The organism is Epilithonimonas bovis DSM 19482 (assembly GCF_900108115.1).
Taxonomy (GTDB): Bacteria; Bacteroidota; Bacteroidia; order Flavobacteriales; family Weeksellaceae; genus Epilithonimonas; species Epilithonimonas bovis.
Genome location: NZ_FTPU01000002.1, coordinates 19,246 through 38,215, shown reverse-complemented (window position 1 = coordinate 38,215; position 18,970 = coordinate 19,246). Strand labels below are relative to the sequence as shown.

Below are 18,970 nucleotides of genomic sequence, written 5' to 3'. Positions count from 1 at the left end.
TTGAACGAATCTTCAGCATGTTTAACATTATTTTAATTCCGCATATAATTTCGATGTTAAGAATGTGATGATAAATTTATATATGGATCTTAAATCGATATACTAGATAACAAAAAAATCAACCAAAACTTTTGGTCGATTTTTTTGTTGAAAAAAAGGAATGTAATAAAGGTTATTTCAGCCTGAAATTCGGTGCAATCTTCAAACCGATCCAAGTCCAGGTTTGTAAGTTTTTTGGTTCCGGAACATTTTTAAGAAACTTCATACTTTCTCCTGAAAACATAAACGAATGTCCTAGATTAGCTGTGATGACTTTCCCAACTTTTTGCGTGAAAACCAAATCTAATTCGGTTCCTACATAATTGGAATATTTTTCTCCCAAATTATTTAAGCCCAATTTTCCATTGGATGTAAATGCGTGAAAATTGGCTTGAAGATTAGAATTTGAGTTAAATTTATAAGTAGATTTCAGATAATAATCGTTCAAGCCAAAACTGTTGAAATAATTTGTCCCGAAATAAAAATAATCCATAAAACCATTATAAAGATGATTAGTTCCGTACAGAGGACTGAAAGATTTATTCTTGCCGGCTTCCGTATCAAAACTTCTTCCGGAAAGCCATTCTGTTCCCAAAACCACATTAAATTTCGGTATGATGATGAAGTCTGAATTTACAGAAAATTGATAAGCAGATTTACTTTGAGCGGCTGTATTTTTTCCGGTTTGATAATAAGCAGAACCAAAAAAACCGAAATTTTCAAAATATTTTTTTGAGTTAATTCCTACGGTCAACATATCGTAATGTGTACCAGACGGGTTTTGTAAAACCTGGTTCAAAGCGATTGCGGAGAACTGTAACTTGTTTTTTCCTGTGTATTGGTAATGGATGATTTGTAGAGATTTTGTGATTTCTCCGGCTTCTGTAATATTATAAACTTCTTTGTCGGGAAGGTCATTCGCGTCATTGTCGTCATTATTGTAAGTAATAACGGTTTCTAATTTTGAACTCGGAGTTAATTTGAAAATACCTTTTAAAGCATCAAAACTTCGTCCCTGCATTGCCCAATCCAATGCCCCAATTAATCGTTCGTTGTCGTAAGAAAGAATTTGCCGTCCCAATTTTAAGGCAAATCGTTCTGAAAATTGATAATTGGCCCAAGCCTCATTCAGAATGAAATTCTGATTTTTACTTGCAGTAGAAGAGGTTTCACCCCAAGTTCTTACGTCTTGTGCAGAAATGTAAACTTCCAGATTTTTATAGTAATAATCAATTCCGAAACGAGCTCTTGATACAACCGTCGTTTCTGCTGATTTTCCTTTTGGGATTAGCGTTCTTGCTCCGTTATCCAGTTCGGCTCTTGTTCTGAGGTCAATATTCATTTTCAGGCTGTCGACTTGTGCATTTGTGATTCCAAAAGCAAAGACCAGAAAGCTGATGGCGATTTTAGTTTTATACATCTTCTTATTATTTGGTGGTTATTTTATAGGTTTTATGACACGCAACACAGTTGTTGAGCAATTGATTGAGCTTTTCCTGAGTTAGTTGGCGGTCGTATTTCTTTTTTGCCATTTTTGCCATCACATCAAAAAGTTCGTGAGTTTGAAAGCCCATTTGTTTAAATTCAAACGGTAAAGATTTTACAAGACCTTGTGGCACGGCATCCACTTTGCAGGTTCCGGATTGTTGTCCGACTTTTGCAATGATTTCAGGATCATTTTTAGCAATTCCTTCGTTGATCTTTTGGACGCTTTCCAGAAAACCTCTCATTTCTGCCATAACAAACTCCCGGTTTTCTTTGGTCATTTTGATTTCAGATCTTCCATCTTTTGCAGGAACTACCTTTTCACCCTTGTAAAAAAATTGATAAATCAATCCCACATTCAGAGCGATAGATATCAACAGTAAAACTGAAGTTATTTTCTTTTGCATTACAATTTTTTAAATTAATAACCGAGCTTAAAGGAAATACTAGCAAGGTCTTTCACATCCTTTTTTTGTATAGAAATGCCAGTTGACGGCGGTTGCACAAACACATCCTACCACCAAAAACCAAAAGAATAATCTTGAATCTCCAGTCAATGCTCTGGATTGTGTGATCAAAATATTAAATACGAAAGGACCAAATGCAGCCACTGCTGCTGTCCAGCCGATAACACCTGCTGCTTTTCTCGGTGATTCTGAAAAAATAACTGGAAACTGTTTGAAAGTCGCTGCATTACCTATTCCTGTGAAGAAAAATATGGCTAATACTATGAGAAGAAATCCCTGAAATTGATCCGGTGAAGTTGGGGTCAGATAACCGCCAAGAATCAATGTGGAAATTAAAATTATCAATGATATTCCCGTGAAGTGAGTCAAATATGCACCACCTATCTTGTCTGCCACTTTCCCGAAAATCACTCTGGATGCAGAACCGATTAGGGGACCGTAAAATGCAAAATGTAAAGGGTCAATGTTCTTATCTAAGGGTGTATAGAGATTTTTTATCATCAGGGGGAAGGCCGCAGAAAATCCTGCAAAAATTCCGAAGGTCATTATGTAGGTCATCGTACAATACAAGGTGTGACGGTCTTTGAAAATATCCAGCTGCTCTTTGAAAGAAGCTTTTACGGGAATACTTTTTAATGAAAACCAAGCCCAAATTCCAACGATCAATAAAGGAATCACATAGATAAATGCAGTATTTTCCAGGTAGATCGTTTTTCCGGTTTCCACGATGATTTCACCGCCGCCTAAAAATGAGAACAGTGTAAGACTCATAATCAAAGGAGAGAGTAGCTGTACCAGACTTACCCCAAAATTACCGACACCTGCCTGGATTCCGAGTGCTGTTCCTACCTCCTTTTTAGGGAAAAATAATGAAGTAGACGGCATGAAGGATGAAAAATCTCCACCTCCAATCCCTAATAAGAATCCTATCAGCATAAAATAAGTGAATGATGTTTGGGGATTCATCACAGCAAATCCTAACATTAAAAGAGGAATTATTTTGATCAGTGAACTGATGGAAATAACTTTTCTTGTTCCGTATATGGGAATTAGAAATGTATTGACGATTCTTAGAATACCACCCGCCAGTCCGGGCATAGCGGCCATCCAGAAGAGCTGGTCATCTGTGAATTGAAAACCGATTTGCGGAAGTTTGATAACGATAACACTGTAAAGAAACCAGGTTGCGAAAGAGAAAATAAGTGCAGCTGTGGTGATGGCCAAAGTTTTCCAAGCTATCTTTTTCCCACTGCGTTTCCAAAATTCTTCATTTGACGGATCGTAGTCCGTTAACCAATTTGACTTGTTCATATTGTAGTAATTTATTCTTTTAGTTTATTTTAATCTTTGTTGTTGTTGACGTGCTCAATTCTGTCTTTAAGATGCGGTGCAGCATTGTTTGTCATTTTTTTAATAACCTGATTCATCCAGAACAATGAGATAGCGGAAATGAGAAATACGAAAATCCATGAACTGGTCCATAACCCTGAAAAATCTAATAAATATCCAAAAAGGATAGGACCAATAAATCCGCCTAGACCACCAATTAATCCAACCATTCCGCCGACAACACCGACTTCATTCGGAAAATATTCAGGGATATGTTTATAAACTGCTGCTTTACCGATTCCCCACATAATGCCGATGAGAATCACCAGGATTGAGAAAACCCAGATGTGTGCTTCAAATTTGATCAATGTGACACCTTGTGCCAAAAGCTGCTTTTTCTGTACGTGCTCGTTTTGTTTTACTAAAATTTCCTGCCATGAAAAGGATTCGGGTAATACTGAAGTTTGTTGGGGAATCTCAGGTTTTGCACTGATAGCAAATTCGGCATTATCAAGAATGATCTTTTCATTTCCAAAACTTTTTACGATTCCTGTTTTTTTTGCTGTGATGCCTTTTCCGGGAGTTAGAATCTCCATTTTCGGAAGCATCAGAAGTCCGCTTAAAATCAGTGAAGAGTATAAGACCCAGTACATCACTTTTCTAGCACCGAATTTATCTGAAAGATAACCGCCAAAAGCGCGGATAACGCCGCTGGGTAAGCTGAAGGCTGATGCCAAAAGTCCTCCTAAAACCAATGAGGTTTTGTAAACACTCACATAGTAAGGCATCAGCCACTGAGAGAAAGCGACAAATAAGCCGAATACTAAAAAATAATAAAGACCAAATCGCCAGACTCTCATGTTCGAGAGAGGTTCGAGAAGTTGTTTTGTGGACTTGTTTTGTGCGGTAACTTTCTTATTTTTCACAAAGAGTAGAAAGATGCATCCTATGATGACCAATGTAATTCCATAGAGTATGGGAAGCATTCTCCATCCATTCTCGGGGTCTTCGGCAGATAGATAATTGAGTAGAGTGGGGGCAAAAAATGTGGTTAAGGCAGCGCCTGCATTTCCCATCCCAAATATTCCCAAGGCACGTCCCTGCCATTCTTTTGGATACCAAGCTGATGTAAAGGCAATTCCTACGGCAAAACCTGTCCCAATCATTCCGAATAAGGCACTTAGCAGAAAGTAGATCCAATAGGAATCTGCAAAATAGAGTAGGAACAATGGAACACTGCAAAGAAGTAGTAGGGTTGAAAACACAGGTTTTCCACCGTATTTATCAGTTAAAATTCCCAAGGGTAATCTCATAATGGAACCCGTAAGAATGGGAATTCCGAGCAGCCAGCCAGTTTCGACGACTGACCAGTTGAAAATATTATTATCTACGAGATAAGTTACGAGAACTCCGTTCAATGTCCAGCAAGCAAAACAAATGGTAAAAGCCAGTGTATTTAATACTAGAATTTTGTGAGCGGAAGATAAATTTGCATCCATTGATTGTCTTTTTTTAGATGTTTATTATTTCTTCAGCAAAGATATTATAAATAAGACATTTTTGTCTTATTTTGATTTTTCTTTCTATTTTTGTGTCATAAATCATACTGCTCGTTATCCTACAGGAAGCTGATACAGGATTTTGTTTATTGTGTAATGTCTCCATTAAAACTTTAAATATGAAGCAAATCGTCGGAATCGAAATCATACTATATGTACAATGATCAAAAAAGAAGCACAGAATTCTATACTGCCTTATTTCGAAGGAAGCCTCATATTAATGTTCCGGGGATGACAGAATTTATCCTATCTGATCACTGCAAATTAGGATTGATGCCCAATGATGGTATTGTAAAAATCCTGAAGGATTTTATGCCTCATCCTGATAGGGGAAATGGTATTCCACGCTGTGAGCTATACCTGCGAACAACTGGTGTAACTGCCGAGTATGATAACGCTTTACAGATTGGAGCAAAGCTCATCAGTGTTGTTAAAAGTCAGAACTGGGGAGATGATGTCTGCTATTTTGCAGATCCTGACGGACTTATTATCGCATTTGCACAAACAACAAATGAGACCAGCAGGCATGAATAAATATTATACGGGTATTTTTTTGATTATGATGTTGATCTATGTTTTTTATAATAAAGAGATCTATACCGAAAAGTCTGATTATGATAATTTCAGACTTTCAGAAAAAGCCTTGAAAGGAGAGAGGCTGTGGCTTGAGAATAATTGTAATGCCTGTCATCAGCTTTACGGATTAGGAGGATACTTAGGCCCTGACCTTACCAATGTAACTTCGAATGCCGGTAAAAGCAGTGAATATCTAAAAGTGATGATGATCAGCGGTGTCAGGTCAATGCCGAAGTTTGAATTTTCACCTCTGCAACAAGATCAGATTCTTCAATTTCTAAAAGAGGTAGATAAAACAGGGTATTATCCCAACAAAAAAGCCGTGGTTAATTACAGCGGATGGGTACAATACCAGAAAAAAGTAATAAATGAAAAATAATCATTATCCTTTCTATTACATTTTAATCGGACTTATTAGCTTGGCAATGTGTCTATTGGTTGGCTTTTTATCCGGTGTACAGTATATTGTTCCTGACTTTATAAAAACGATAGTTCCGTTTACTGTTCTTCGACCTCTCCATACATTGTTTGCGCTTTCATGGATCTTTATGGCATCAATCGGCGGCATTTTCTGGTACATCAATAATGAAAAAGGTTCTAAAAATGTTATGAAATGGCAATTTTGGATCTTCACTGTTACTGGTGTATTGATTACCATTTGTTATTTGTTAAAAAAATTTGAAGGAAAAGAATATCTTGAGTTTCCGCACATTTTTTACATACCTATTGTTTTAGGATGGATCTTTTTCGGCATCTATTATTTTCAGGTTATGTGGAAAAGTTTTTTCAATTGGCCAGTTTATTATTGGATGTGGGGTACAGGTATTCTCTTGATGGTATTCCATTTTACAGAAGCTCATTTATGGATACTGCCGTATTTCAAGGAATATTATACTCAAAACCTTACGATGCAATGGAAAGCCGGGGGTGCATATGTCGGAGCGTGGAACATGCTTGTTTATGGTACTTCGATGTATGTGATGGAAAAAAGCAGTGGAACTCCTCATTACAGCCGTTCTAAAACAGCTTTCTTTTTCTTCTTTCTTGGACTTGTGAATGTCATGTTCAATTGGGCTCATCACGTTTATCCGGTTCCGAATGCAGAATGGATACGCTATGTGGCCTATTCGATCAGTATGACCGAATGGATTATTCTTTTACGAATTATTTACCTTTGGAAAAAAGATATGTCAAAAGCGAGGAAAAAGCGTTTCTCTGTTTTGTTCAGAATTCAAGTTGAGAACGAATATCTTTTTGTAAAAAAGTAGAACCAGAAATTATTTTCACCTGTTGGAGAATGTTATAAAACATTACCCGGTTCAGAAAAGATTTACGAAAAATTAGAGGTTAGACTGGATAGAAAATTTGAAACAGAAAAAGGAATTGCTAAAAATGATTTGAGAGTGTATGTAAAAGGTAAGAATGTAATAGAATTTTTTAAATGGTATGATTCAAAAGAAGATCGAGAAACTTCTCCTTGGAGAGAATTTTGTGAAGAGCTTCTTACAACGAAAATTTTACCAGGATGGGAATTCAGATATATAGATTATAAATTTAAAAAAACAATTAAAACCCCAATAATAGATTTGAATATGAAGGGGAAAGGAATGTTTGTTTATGATGTTTGATCTGGTAATTAATAATGAACAATTACCTATTTTAAAAAAACTGAAAGAAAATTCTTCCGAGAATTATATTTGGGTTACAGATGAAATTATTCAAGGTTTGGGACATGATGCAGGTGCAAAAGGATTCAAGTATGAAATTGCTCCTCACACCAAGTATGCCCAAAATCTAAAATGGAATAAATAAAACATCAACTATCATTTAAATAGAAAAACATTTAAATACTAGGTAGTGTCCTACTAACTGTGTAAGTAGAAAAGTTATTCTGAAAAATTTTGAGCCCTCAAAGCTCAAAAAATTTTTCGGAAACCTAACGAAGTGGTTCGGCGAAGCCAAATAACTTTTTACTATTTTTAAACATTATACAGTTATGACCAGTAAAGAAGATTTATTAAACAACAAGGATTTCTACAAATCCTTCAAAAACGGAGAAGATTTAACCTCGTTCTTCAAAGAACTGCACAAAAAAGCAGTAGAACATATGCTGGATGCTGAATTAGACAGCCATCTTGACAATGAAAAACACGAAAAAACCACCAATGGAAACTACCGAAACGGACACGGAACTAAGAAGATAAAATCATCATTTGGCGAATCCGAAACCTAACGAAGTGGTTCGGCGAAGCCAAATTAAAGTTCCTCGTGATAGAGAAGGGAGTTTTGAACCTGCTTTAGTTCCCAAAAGACACAATATCATCGATGGTTTGGAGAATATCATTATCTCGTTTTATGCTAAAGGAATGAGCGTTTCAGATATTGAGGAACAGATTAGGGATATGTATGATTTTGAGGTTTCTACGTCAACAATTTCTCGAATAACTAATGCTGTTGCCAGTGAAGTCGTTGCGTGGCAAAACCGACCTTTAGACGAATTGTATCTGATTGTTTGGATGGACGGAATTGTTTTTAAGGTTCGTGAGAACTCCAAAGTCATTAACAAAACCATTTATTTAGCCGTAGGCTTGAACCGTGAAGGCAAAAAAGAAGTTCTTGGAATGTGGCTTGGAAAGAACGAAAGTTCCAGCTTTTGGATGAGTGTTTTAACCGATTTAAAAGCTCGTGGTGTTGAAGATATTTTGATTACCGCTACCGATAATTTAAATGGATTTACCCAGACCATCCGCTCCGTTTTCCCTGAATCCCAAACCCAAATCTGCGTAGTCCACCAGATAAGAAATGCTTGTAAATACGTGGTTTGGAAGGACAGAAAAGCGTTTTCTGCCGATATGAAACACATTTATACTGCGCCTACAAAAGAAGCCGCCAAAGCAGCCCTGGAAGATTTTGCAACCAAATGGGAAAGTAAATATTTGTACGCCATTCAATCCTGGAGAAACAATTGGGACGAACTCACCGTATTTTTTGATTTCCCAATCGAAATCCGAAAAATCATTTACACCACCAATTTAATTGAAAACCTCAATGGAAAAATCCGAAAATACACTAAAAATAAAATGTCTTTCCCTACGGATGATGCTGTTTTAAAGTCGGTGTATCTTGCTCTAAAAGAAGCTACCAAAAAATGGACAATGCCTATCCATAATTGGGGATTGGTTTTAAACCAATTTATGCTTATTTTTGAAAAAAGGCTCAGATTATAAAATCCAAGCCTAACTTTTCTACTTACACACTTTACGGGATAGTGTCTTTTTGAGGTTCTTTAACTAAGTCAATACCTATAATTTTTCCCATATCTTGTAATATTTTATTTGTTAATACCCAGTTTTATCACTTAATTTATAATGAACTTAAGTGCTACAGCAACAATGATATCATTATGACATTTTTATTTGGTAGAAAAATGCCATATTGCCGGTTTAGGGGCTGACAATATCAATTATCCGAAAAATCCATAAGTTCATTTGTTTTAAGAATAAGTTTTTCAAAGGATTGAACATCCATATCTTGATTTACCTTATTATCTAAAATATCGTTTCTTATTTCAACCGAAACCATTGACATTTCATCTAACAAATCATCCAGGTCTTTTTCAGAAATCTTTTCATTTTTCGCCAGCCTAACAAACCGGATAACAAACTTATTGAACGCAACCAAAACATTTTCACCAGCAATAAAAATCATTCGTTGGCTTAAAAGCCTTAATTCTATTATATCCTCGTGGGTAATCTTTTCTTTACGCACAATATCTTCCAATTGCCTTATAAGTTCCTGGTAAATGGTCGTTTTTAAAGTTAAAAAACGAATACGTACCTCTTTGTTAAGCTCATTTTCGGTTTGTTTCCCCAGCAACGACCAGGTTGTTAGGGCAGTTATTGTGAAACCTATAATGGCTGCAAATATCTCGTATGTAAAAGGTTCTGTCTTTTCACTATTTAAAACCATACGCAAAATCAAATACCCAAAAAAGAGTATAAGAGCTATTATTATCAGTTTTTTAAATGTGTTCATTTAATTTGGTTGTTTTTTTTCCGCATTAATACCCTTGACGGTTTTTTGAAAGAAAGTATTATTTGGTACGTTAAAGATTCCATCATCATCTTCTAATTCAGTAAACATCAGATTTATATTTACTACTGTCGCTTGTACTTCAGGGTCATACGGCTTTATTTTCGAACCTATTTTGAAAGGATTGATTATAAAAATAAATATTCCTGAAATAATATTGCTTAAAATACTCCATACAGCAAACAACCCAATTGCTACAACAGAGAGAAAACCACCAAGATATACCCAAACATTATTTGGGTTTAACCCCCAAATGATAAGCGTTAAAAAAATCAAAGCAATCCAAAAAGCTATAGCAATCGTTTTTCTTACCAGAGATAGACGATGTGGTTCATATGAATAAATTGCAGAAAGCTTAATAAGTCGTTTTTTACTTAACGCTTTCAGAAGGAATACAACTATCACCAAAATAATGGTTAATCCCATCTTTATGAAATTTGAGTTCATGGAATTGAATAAGTCTGGGTTTAAATGGAATCCATTAACATCAGATAATTTAGTTATGAGATAATTTAGGGAGCTTATAAATGAAATTTTGTATTATCCCTATCCAAACAGAAGTTATCATCATGGTAGCAGTTATTACAGCTAAGGTCATTTGATAACTATAATCGCCTATTACCCCCAGGGAAGCAGCCGCACTAACAAGAACAAAACTAAATTCGCCAATCTGAGATAACAAAGCTCCGGCATATATACTATCATGCCATGTACTGCCCATGCCTTTAAATATCATGGCATTTATTAAACTATTAATAACCATAACTGCAAGGGTGATTAACGATATAACACCAATGTTTTGGTATGCGAAGTGCAGGTTAAGTTGCAAACCAACTGCTAAAAAGAAAAAGGCTAAAAAGAAAACTCGAAAAGGGACCAGGGCATGATCTAACCATTGGGTGGACTTATCCTGTCCGACCAATATACCTGCCAAAAGCGCCCCCAAAGCAGCCGATAACCCAAACCAATGACTTACCTGTGCCATGCCAAAACACAAAACAAAACCCAAAAATACTTGCAAGTCGTGGTCTCGTATCAAATCTTGCCTGAATGGAATTTTTATTAGTTTTTTGCGAATGGCGAAATGCATAAAAATCAATATGGCCAGACCGCCAACTACTGTTCTTGCTAACTCAATGGTCTCCAATTTACCTTTGGCCATAAAGTTTAAGGTAAGCATCATTGGTACGATGAGTATATCTTGCATGATTAATACTCCGGATGTTAACAGCCCTATTTTACTTTTAATTTGCCCAGTGTTTGATAAATATTGAAAAATAATGGCAGAACTACTTAAACTGATGACAAAACTCAAAAGTATAATTACCTGCCAGGACCAATTTAAAATTTGACCTGTTATAACCATGAAAGCAAAACTGAGCAGCAATTGCGATAATGTACCCAGTAACGGTTTTTTAAAACTTTTAGAAAAGTCGGGCAGGTTAATTTCTGCTCCGATAAAAAACATGAGTAATATTACACCAAGTTCTCCAATTTCGTTAATCGTTGGTGAATTTGAAATAACCCCGAACACCTCAGGCCCCAGAATGATTCCCGCTATGATATAGGCAATAAAATAAGGTTGTTTCGCCTTTTTTAATAAAAGTGCTAAAAATAATATCGTAAGCGATACTATAAACAGTCCGTTTAACAATCCATGATTCATTTCAAATAAAAGTTAAAGTTACCAAAGTTTTATTTTTGCACCATTTTCTGATGTTTTTTTTAATTTAAAACCCAAAAAGAAATAAGTCATTGCCGATAGAAACGCATTAATTCCAAGCAACCAACCCGAAGCCAACAATACATTTTCAGGTTGGGTTATAAACATCCAGAGGATGATAGCTCCCAATATAACTGAGAATAATCCGCTTAATATCATCCACAATTCTCCTTTGATTTCTTTGCGAAGCCGAAAGGCTGTTATTATTTCTGATATGCCAACGAATATTGACCAAAAACTAATGCTGGCCCATAAAAAGCTGGCAATTGCAACAGTGGCAATAAGTGGAGAAACAATAACAGCAATACCTGCCAGTATACTTATAATAGCGCTAAAAATAAGCCATCCCCACCGCTTTCCCTTCCTGATTTTCCGAACCGATGCAATAATGCCAAAAATACCATCAGCTAAGGCAAATGCACCAAAAACAATTGCCAGGGCAAGTATGGCTGTAGCGGGCATAATAAAAGCCAACACAGAGAATATTAGCGCAAGGAAGCCTTTAATGATGAAAGCCCACCAGTTTGAGGAAATACTTTTTATTCCCTTTTGTTCGTCTTGAAATTCATTACTAATTGTTGTCATTTTTATTGTTTTTTAGTTTAAAAGTTTGAAACTATTTATTCCCTCGAATATATTTTTAATTAGACATCTGCTTTTTAAACACTAATAATCGTCAAAATTGACTTTAGCACTTCTATTTCCGTGGAACCCTCTTGTTTATTGCCTTTGGCGAGCTCGCAAGCTCGGTTCATGTCCTTGTTGTGGACGGCAGTGCATAAGGGTTTCATTAAGAAATAAATCAGACCATTTTTTTTAACAACTCCCATTGAAAACGGCCAACTAAAGGATTGTCTGGGTCGCCATTAATCATGGTTAGGAAATACGCCGTTTTAGACATTTGCCAGTCAATCTTTAAGTTATGCGAATCGCTGTTAGAAACGTACCTTTTGCTGAAGTGCTGCTCAAGCGGAAACCCTAAATTCCTGCAAATAGCCATTGCCCGTTTAATAGCCATCCCCAACTCCTTATCTGATTCGAAAAAATGCTCCATGGATGCAGCATTGAAGTGCATTTCCAATTGTTCTATGGCTTCAATAAAAGCCCCAATATGCAACGGCACATTTTGGTTGTACGGAACTATTGTTTCTATCTTTTTCATACATTTTTATTTTTTAGTTTTGATACAATACTGAATGTGATATCATCAATGATATTTTCGACAGCTTCAATTTGCATACGCATCGATTTTGCAATCTCATTAGCAGTCATTTCATGTAGCCAGAACAGTTCAAAAGCCCGTTTAGCATTTTCATCAACATTAGCCAAAACCTCGTTTACAACGGGTTCTATTTCAATATCGGCAGGGAGTTCATTTAGCGCATCGTTGTTGAGAATCTCATTGCCTAATTTTGTGTTCTCGTAAGAAATATCATCCAAATCTTCCTGCATGATAAGTTCTCCGTCTGCATCAGCGGTAAATTTTTCTTCCATGCTTAAAAGTTCTTCTTCAGCCAGCTTATCGAACGAAATATGTGCGTTTTTTGTGTAATGCTTTGTCATAAAACTTTCCAAAGTTTCGCGGGCAATTTGAAAACTCCATGGGGAGAACTCTTTGTCATTTTTAGGTCGTTCTTCAAATCTTTCATAAAGAGCAAGGTATATCTCATCCACCAAATCATCAATTGTAAACCCGCTGGGAACTTTTGTTTTGCTATACGAAAGATACCTGGCTACAAACCCGCGGATAGCAGGCAAAAGTTGTTTTATAAGGAAGTTAAAGTGTTCTTTATCCTCTTCGTTTCTTAGCTTATTAAGTTGGGATAAATGCTTGCTTGCTATGTTAAGTCTTGTTTTTTTTTGTGAAGCTATAAATTGCCTTAAAAACCTGGATTTAAGCCGGGTCATTATCTGTTCAGCTAAGATCGCCGGTTCAGTGCCTTCAGCTTCTGCAAAAACCTGGTTAGCTCCTTGTTTTAAATAAAAAGTTGCTTTTATCCCCTTATTGGTTTCTGTTAAATAAACATCAAGTTTATTGGAATTAAGAAGAACATTCATGCGGTCAAACCATTTATTATGATTTTTTATGACCTCTCTAAACTGACTTGCCAAGTTGCTATCTTTCAATAAATGTTTGTTATGAATTGTTGTTTTCATCTTATTTCATTTTAAGGCACCGGTTTTTTTTGAAATATAAGCGGCATAACGTAGTGCTTTATCTGTGCAATCAGAAAAATCGGTAGGTACAATTATTGTTTTCATTTTAATTGGCTATTAATTTTTGATTCTTATTTGATTAAACTTTTTTCATATTTAATTTGGTCATTTTCAATCAACGATTTGTTTTCTGAACACTGTCTCTCAATTTCATAACCAGTTCTTTTTGTTCCGGGGTCAATTTATCCGGTAGCTTCACCTGAATTTTAACATATAAGTCACCATGCGAAGATGTACCATATACAGGCATACCCTTTCCTTTAAGCCTGAACTGTTTGCCGTTTTGAGTACCTTCAGGAATTTTCATGTTTATTCTGCCTGACAGGGTTTGGATTTCCATTTTGCCACCAAGTAGTGCTGTAAACAAATCCACAGGCATGTTCATATACAAGTCGTTTCCTTTGCGCTCATAATCCGGGTGAGGGGACACGTTGATGGTGATGTAGAGGTTGCCTGCCTTTCCTCCCTGGGCTTTCTCTCCTTTTCCTTTTGCGAGGAGTTTTAATCCAGAGTAAGCTCCAGGTTTTATTTTCAGCTTAATCTTTTCACCCCCCAGGTCAATAATGCGTTCGGTACCTGTGTAGGCTTCTTGTAAAGAAATAGTTATTTCTCCTGCCAAGTCGTTACCGGGTATATCTGCACCGAACCCGGAAAACCCGCCGGTTCCAGAGAATCCTTTCCCCTGTCTGGTTCCTCTTCCAAAGAGAGACTCAAAAAAGTCGGAAAAACCACTGCTACCATCTCCAAAAAACTCAGAAGGGTCGCCTTCAAACTCATGATAATATTGCCCCCCGGGTGCACCCTGTGAATATCTTGCTCTTCCACCAGCGGTTGATGGGTCATAGCCAGCATCCCGGTATTGCTTCCAATTGGAGCCCAGTTGGTCGTATAGTTTTCTTTTTTCCGGGTCACTCAATACTTCATTCGCCTCACCAATTTCCTTAAATTTTTCTTCTGCTTCCTTGTTCCCGGGATTTTTGTCCGGATGGTATTTTACCGCCAGTTTGCGATATGCCTTCTTTATTTCATCCTGAGAGGCTTTCTTATCAACACCCAGTATTTTATAGTAATCTTTGTATTCCATATTCTTAAATAGCTATTATTCATCACTATGTCCAAGCAAAGCAAAGAAATAATAGAGTAAAGTAGCAAGCAAAGACAAAGCAGCAATTATATTAGTTTAAGCTGCCGAACGCAATGCTTTTTCAGCCTTTGAGTGTGAATAATAATCGGTTATTCCGGTACATTGAATCCATGCTAATGCCCTGCTGCTTGCATCAAATTCAACTGGTAGTTTAATAAATGCAAAAAGGGTAAAAAATCCATAACATGCAACAATTATTAAAGGTGCCGTTTGCATGGAGAATAAACTTCCGAGTAAAAACAAGCAGAAAAACATTCCAATAAAAATCATATTTAAAATAGTTGCGCTGATATTTTGTAAAGGCACAAGCGCTGAACGCAGGCCTAACCAAGCATAGGCATTAGCATGTTGCGCGGCATGGCCTGCTTCGTGAGCGCCAACGGCAGCTGCCGCTACATTTGTACCATAATAAACATCTTGGCTAAGATTTACAGTTTTGGTTTGCGGATTGTACTGGTCGGTTAAAGTTCCTTGAACCGGCGTAATATTAACATCATAACAACCATGGTCGTAGAGCATTTTTCGGGCAACTTCGGCTCCGATCATGCCGTTGGCAGTAGGAATTGCTGTATATTCCCTGAATTTGGATTTTAGTCTGCTTCCCGCAATCAAAATTAAAATAAAAAATATCCCGAATATCAACCAAAGCATCATAATGTTAAAGATTTTAAGATTAAACAACTACTTTTTTCTACACAATCTGCAATTATGAAAATGTAACATTTCTATACGCTTCTTTTCACTATATTTTAATACAATTTTGTACCTTTCAGATGGTTCTTTTTACCTGATGTCATGAAACGGACATTTCTAGGCAATTTCGTCTTTTAAGGGGCAGCCGAATATTAAACCCAAAATACTATATTTGTCAATATCATCCATTTTCTCAAGAATTACAGTTATTTGATGTTTATAATCTGTAACCCTATTTACTCAGGAATACCGATTTATAGTGAAATAATGTTATTCATTCTTTCCTTTCTCAGAAAATTGTTCCATGGAAAACTTGTTTTTGATAGAGTCCATTTCCCAAAATAGTCTTTCCATTTGTTGCATATTATTCTTAAAACGTTTGTGAAAAAAGTCGTTTTTGTAAAAATCATACTTCAACAAGCTGTCTTCGGAAAACAAATCATTGAAATATGGCGTTGTTGAGAAAGAATAATTGTCTTCAAACATATTCCGGAAATTATTAAAAATACTGTCGGCAGCAATTTCATCTCCTTCAATATTTGAATAGTAATAGGTATAAGTAGAATCATAACGGATTAAATTTCCATTCTCATCGTACTCTTTATTTACCTTAATATCTTCTTTAGGTTGGTTACCCAATATTAAAGTAGTATCAGACTCATTATTATTCTTTTCCTTTTTTTATTTCCTGTACATTGCATGACGAAAAGGTTATTGAAAAAGCATTGAACAAGGCTATGTAATTCGCTTTCATGTTTGCACTGTTTTGGAATTATTAATCAACATTTTTAAACTTTCGAAATATTATTCCGGCTTTTATTGCCTAAAGGGGCTGCATGTTATTTAATATTTTACAGCCCCGGTTAATTTAATCTAAAAGTTAAGAATAAATATTGTTATGAAGCTATTCTTTTCTTAAAATCAGCAAGTTTTGTTTTAAATTTCTCAAACAATGCCTGAGAATCACCATCATCTTTCACTGATTTTTTCAATTCTTTAATGGTTTTGTTTAGTTCTTTATATTCACGGTCGCGGTCGCCATAACCAAGCTCTTCGGCCATAATTAACTGGTATTCTGCATTGTCAAGAAGTGCGAGCACCTCTTTCTTTTTGTCTTCATTGGAAGCATCATCGGTTATGGCCTGTGCGATAAGCGCCTGTGCCCTTAGTATAGGCAAAGGAATGCGTTCTTCGCTTATAACTAATGTGTTAATAGCTGTGTATAGCACTACTTTGGCTTCATCAGTTTTCCCTTTGTCAATTAAAACCGCTGCTGATTTCATGGCTTCGGGAAAAGTTGCTAAAGGTAATTCAACTTTAGTAACCTGCAATTCACTGGCCAGTTTTGCTAATTCATCGCGCAACACCTGGAAATAGTCCTCTTTTAAGGCCTGTCTTGCTGCTCTTTTTATATTCCTGATTGTTTCAAGGTCGGTCACCAGATCAACGGTTTTAACCGATACCTCAATAGGTACCAGTGCCAAATCGGGTTTACGGGCCAGTAAAATATTTAACTTGCCGGTTGATTTTTCAAGCGCTACCAGAGCTCCTTTGGTATCCTTTGCTTCGAGGGCGTCAAGCGCCACGTAAACTTGTCCGAGAGCTTCTGAGGCTTCTGCCACTATTTGGTCATTCAATGATTCAACAGCATCAATTGCCTGCTCCTGAACCTTACCTGCAAGTGAATCGGCATTCATACCCAACTCATCCGGTTTTTTCATTCGGATTTCTTCCGTTTGCGCGACACTATTTTCTTCGCTTTTGTTTTGGCTTTTATCTCCGCAACTTGTTAGTAAAACTATTGCCAGAAAACTATAAAGAATTTTATTTAATATTTTCATAATCATTTAATTCTGTGGTTACTATTTAATTTCTATTGCCTTTTTGTTTTCTTCTTTACCCTTTATTTTACCAACTTTTATTTTCAATACCCCGTTTTTCATAGAAGCATCTATATATTCAGGGTCGGCATTCTCGGGTAATTGAAACATTCGTTGGAACGAGGCATAACCATATTCACGGCGCATCCAGTTGCCTTCGTTTTCTTCTTTTTCGTATTGTTTTTCAGAAGAAACAACTAAGCAATTGTCCTTAACTTCAAGTTTAATGTCTTTTTTATCCATTCCCGGCACGGCCAAAGAAACTTCAAAGGTGTTGCCTTTATCGTTGATGTTCACTGCGGGTACGCTGGCGATTTCTTCCGAACCCGAGGCCTGGTCGTCAATTTTTTTACCAAAAAATTTCTCAACAACATTTGGAAATTTTGGTTTAATGTTTTTTGTCCATTTAATTAAGTCCATATCAGCCTATTTTTTTTTTAAGTTTTACAATTAAATTCAATAACAGGGCATCGCAATTTTTGCGATGACCTGTTATAATAAATTACGAAATTTCAATGCTTTTTGGCGGTTTAGGCTTAGCTTCTTCCTTTTTTGGAATAGTAACGGTTAAAATACCATCGTTGTAAGAAGCGCTGACTTTATCAGCATCGGCGCTATTGGGCAGGGTAAAGGAACGGGTGAAAGCCTGGTAGGCAAATTCTCTCCTGGTGTATTTTTCACCTTCGCCCTCTTTTTGTTCTTCCTGCTTTTGCGAAGAAATTGTAAGCAGGTTGTTATCAACGTTAATTTTAAAATCGCCTTTTTTCATACCCGGCGCAGCCATTTCAACTACAAACCCATTTTCGTCTTCCTTAATGTTTACTTTAGGAAGTGTGGTGTTGGTAGCCGAATAGTTTTGGTTTCTCCAATCGGCCAATTCGGTGCCAAAGAAATCATCAAAAAGATTTCCGAATAATGGAAAATTTGTTTTTACTAGTGCCATAATTTTTAAGTTTAAAGGTTAAAAAAGAATAATTTAAAATGATTCTAGTCAAAGTTATGTATTTTAGAAATGCTTTTCCTTGATTCAAATCAAGACACTGAAAAAATTTGTTCAATCGTTCATATTTGATATTTTAAATAATTTGTCTTTTCTTAAAAGTTCAATCATTCCGTTTATAGATTTAATAAGTCCGAATTCCTGAAACCTGGTTAAATACCTGCTAAGCGTTTCAGGGCTAATGTTTATTATTTTAGCCAAATCTTTTTTAGGTAAACGAATCAGGCTGTCATCATGCACAGGGCTATTTTCAGATGCCTGTTCGAGATCTAATAATAAAGTAGCCAACCGTGAATCAATTTTCTTTGAATGCAGGTTCACAATTTTTTTTTCACTGCTCCTTATCTCATTACACAACATTTGAATAATTGACCTGGTAAAATCATAGTTCTCATGTATAAGTGTGAGGAATACATTTCGGGGAAAAAAGTATAGCTCGCAATATTCTAATGCCTGGGCATTGTCAGGGTATGGTGTATCTTTTACTAAAGATACATAACCAATAAATTCGTTATGCCCAAGCATCCGCAATATAACCTCATCACCTTCATTGCCACCCCTAAATATTTTAACCCACCCATATTTCATAAAATACATACCTTTAGGCTTATTACCTTTTCTGTATATAAATTCTCCTTTTTTAAAAGTCCTTATCTCAAAGGAGCTATTTATTTCATTGCTGAAACGGTTGCGAAGCTCTGCAAAAAGTTTGTTCGATATGTTTCTTTTTTCACTCATTTTTGTTTCCTTGTTTACAACACTTTCA

General features: G+C 36.1%; 20 protein-coding genes and 2 pseudogenes. 5 read left to right on the top strand and 17 right to left on the bottom strand.

What is annotated here, in order from left to right; all coding sequences use genetic code 11:
• Positions 1 to 172: 172 nt before the first annotated feature.
• The 4 genes from B0B05_RS01025 to B0B05_RS01010 are packed head-to-tail and all read right to left on the bottom strand — an operon-like array spanning position 173 to position 4,819.
• On the bottom strand, positions 173 to 1,459 hold the full coding sequence (locus tag B0B05_RS01025) for an alginate export family protein (protein WP_076781613.1): 1,287 nt from the start codon (positions 1,457 to 1,459) through the stop codon (positions 173 to 175).
• A 7-nt stretch (positions 1,460 to 1,466) separates the two neighbouring features.
• The gene (locus B0B05_RS01020; protein ID WP_076781611.1) at positions 1,467 to 1,931 is read right to left on the bottom strand and encodes a hypothetical protein; all 465 of its coding nucleotides are present in this window, start codon (positions 1,929 to 1,931) and stop codon (positions 1,467 to 1,469) included.
• A gap of 39 nt (positions 1,932 to 1,970) precedes the next feature.
• A complete protein-coding gene (locus B0B05_RS01015; protein ID WP_076781609.1) occupies positions 1,971 to 3,302 on the bottom strand; it encodes an MFS transporter in 1,332 nt (443 codons plus the stop codon).
• Between the two features lie 29 nt (positions 3,303 to 3,331).
• Positions 3,332 to 4,819: an MFS transporter gene (locus B0B05_RS01010; RefSeq protein ID WP_076781607.1), complete on the bottom strand. Its 1,488-nt coding sequence runs from the start codon at positions 4,817 to 4,819 to the stop codon at positions 3,332 to 3,334.
• Between the two features lie 213 nt (positions 4,820 to 5,032).
• On the opposite strand from B0B05_RS01010, the gene B0B05_RS01005 reads away from it, so the two are divergent.
• From B0B05_RS01005 to B0B05_RS00980, 5 genes and pseudogenes are all read left to right on the top strand, one after another.
• The gene (locus B0B05_RS01005) at positions 5,033 to 5,413 is read left to right on the top strand and encodes a VOC family protein (protein WP_076781606.1); all 381 of its coding nucleotides are present in this window, start codon (positions 5,033 to 5,035) and stop codon (positions 5,411 to 5,413) included.
• Entirely contained in the window at positions 5,406 to 5,834 is a 429-nt protein-coding gene (locus tag B0B05_RS01000) for a c-type cytochrome (protein ID WP_159435805.1), read from the top strand. Before B0B05_RS01005 ends, B0B05_RS01000 begins: the two co-directional genes overlap by 8 nt.
• Positions 5,824 to 6,723 carry a heme-copper oxidase family protein gene (locus B0B05_RS16885; RefSeq protein ID WP_076781604.1) on the top strand — a complete coding sequence of 300 codons (900 nt, stop codon included), beginning with the start codon at positions 5,824 to 5,826 and terminating at the stop codon, positions 6,721 to 6,723. Before B0B05_RS01000 ends, B0B05_RS16885 begins: the two co-directional genes overlap by 11 nt.
• A gap of 60 nt (positions 6,724 to 6,783) precedes the next feature.
• Positions 6,784 to 7,267, top strand: a pseudogene (locus B0B05_RS17160) (SMODS-associated NUDIX domain-containing protein).
• Between the two features lie 184 nt (positions 7,268 to 7,451).
• Positions 7,452 to 8,682 (top strand): annotated as a pseudogene (locus B0B05_RS00980) (IS256 family transposase).
• A gap of 232 nt (positions 8,683 to 8,914) precedes the next feature.
• On the opposite strand, the gene B0B05_RS00975 reads toward B0B05_RS00980, so the two are convergent.
• From B0B05_RS00975 to B0B05_RS00915, 13 genes are all read right to left on the bottom strand, one after another.
• Positions 8,915 to 9,490 carry a hypothetical protein gene (locus B0B05_RS00975; RefSeq protein WP_143745920.1) on the bottom strand — a complete coding sequence of 192 codons (576 nt, stop codon included), beginning with the start codon at positions 9,488 to 9,490 and terminating at the stop codon, positions 8,915 to 8,917.
• On the bottom strand, positions 9,491 to 9,973 hold the full coding sequence (locus tag B0B05_RS00970; RefSeq protein WP_159435803.1) for a mechanosensitive ion channel family protein: 483 nt from the start codon (positions 9,971 to 9,973) through the stop codon (positions 9,491 to 9,493). It lies immediately after the preceding gene.
• 70 nt (positions 9,974 to 10,043) lie between these two features.
• Positions 10,044 to 11,213 carry a cation:proton antiporter gene (locus tag B0B05_RS00965; RefSeq protein WP_076781593.1) on the bottom strand — a complete coding sequence of 390 codons (1,170 nt, stop codon included), beginning with the start codon at positions 11,211 to 11,213 and terminating at the stop codon, positions 10,044 to 10,046.
• Between the two features lie 18 nt (positions 11,214 to 11,231).
• Positions 11,232 to 11,855, bottom strand: a complete 624-nt coding sequence (locus B0B05_RS00960) for an HdeD family acid-resistance protein (RefSeq protein ID WP_076781589.1) — start codon at positions 11,853 to 11,855, stop codon at positions 11,232 to 11,234.
• 217 nt (positions 11,856 to 12,072) lie between these two features.
• Positions 12,073 to 12,432, bottom strand: coding sequence for a hypothetical protein (locus B0B05_RS00955; protein ID WP_076781587.1), 360 nt, complete (start codon positions 12,430 to 12,432; stop codon positions 12,073 to 12,075).
• Positions 12,429 to 13,427, bottom strand: coding sequence for a sigma-70 family RNA polymerase sigma factor (locus B0B05_RS00950; protein WP_076781586.1), 999 nt, complete (start codon positions 13,425 to 13,427; stop codon positions 12,429 to 12,431). Before B0B05_RS00950 ends, B0B05_RS00955 begins: the two co-directional genes overlap by 4 nt.
• Before the next feature lie 175 nt (positions 13,428 to 13,602).
• Positions 13,603 to 14,571, bottom strand: coding sequence for a DnaJ C-terminal domain-containing protein (locus B0B05_RS17080; protein WP_076781584.1), 969 nt, complete (start codon positions 14,569 to 14,571; stop codon positions 13,603 to 13,605).
• A gap of 96 nt (positions 14,572 to 14,667) precedes the next feature.
• The gene (locus tag B0B05_RS00940; protein ID WP_245799141.1) at positions 14,668 to 15,285 is read right to left on the bottom strand and encodes a zinc metallopeptidase; all 618 of its coding nucleotides are present in this window, start codon (positions 15,283 to 15,285) and stop codon (positions 14,668 to 14,670) included.
• 309 nt (positions 15,286 to 15,594) lie between these two features.
• Complete coding sequence (locus B0B05_RS00935) at positions 15,595 to 15,963, bottom strand: hypothetical protein (RefSeq protein WP_076781581.1); 369 nt, start codon at positions 15,961 to 15,963, stop codon at positions 15,595 to 15,597.
• A 257-nt stretch (positions 15,964 to 16,220) separates the two neighbouring features.
• Positions 16,221 to 17,165: a YfdX family protein gene (locus tag B0B05_RS00930; protein WP_076781578.1), complete on the bottom strand. Its 945-nt coding sequence runs from the start codon at positions 17,163 to 17,165 to the stop codon at positions 16,221 to 16,223.
• Positions 17,166 to 17,186: 21 nt separating this feature from the next.
• Positions 17,187 to 17,624 carry an Hsp20/alpha crystallin family protein gene (locus tag B0B05_RS00925; protein WP_076781576.1) on the bottom strand — a complete coding sequence of 146 codons (438 nt, stop codon included), beginning with the start codon at positions 17,622 to 17,624 and terminating at the stop codon, positions 17,187 to 17,189.
• An 82-nt stretch (positions 17,625 to 17,706) separates the two neighbouring features.
• Positions 17,707 to 18,147 carry an Hsp20/alpha crystallin family protein gene (locus B0B05_RS00920; protein WP_076781574.1) on the bottom strand — a complete coding sequence of 147 codons (441 nt, stop codon included), beginning with the start codon at positions 18,145 to 18,147 and terminating at the stop codon, positions 17,707 to 17,709.
• A gap of 111 nt (positions 18,148 to 18,258) precedes the next feature.
• Positions 18,259 to 18,942, bottom strand: coding sequence for a Crp/Fnr family transcriptional regulator (locus tag B0B05_RS00915; RefSeq protein WP_143745918.1), 684 nt, complete (start codon positions 18,940 to 18,942; stop codon positions 18,259 to 18,261).
• Positions 18,943 to 18,970: the final 28 nt, after the last annotated feature.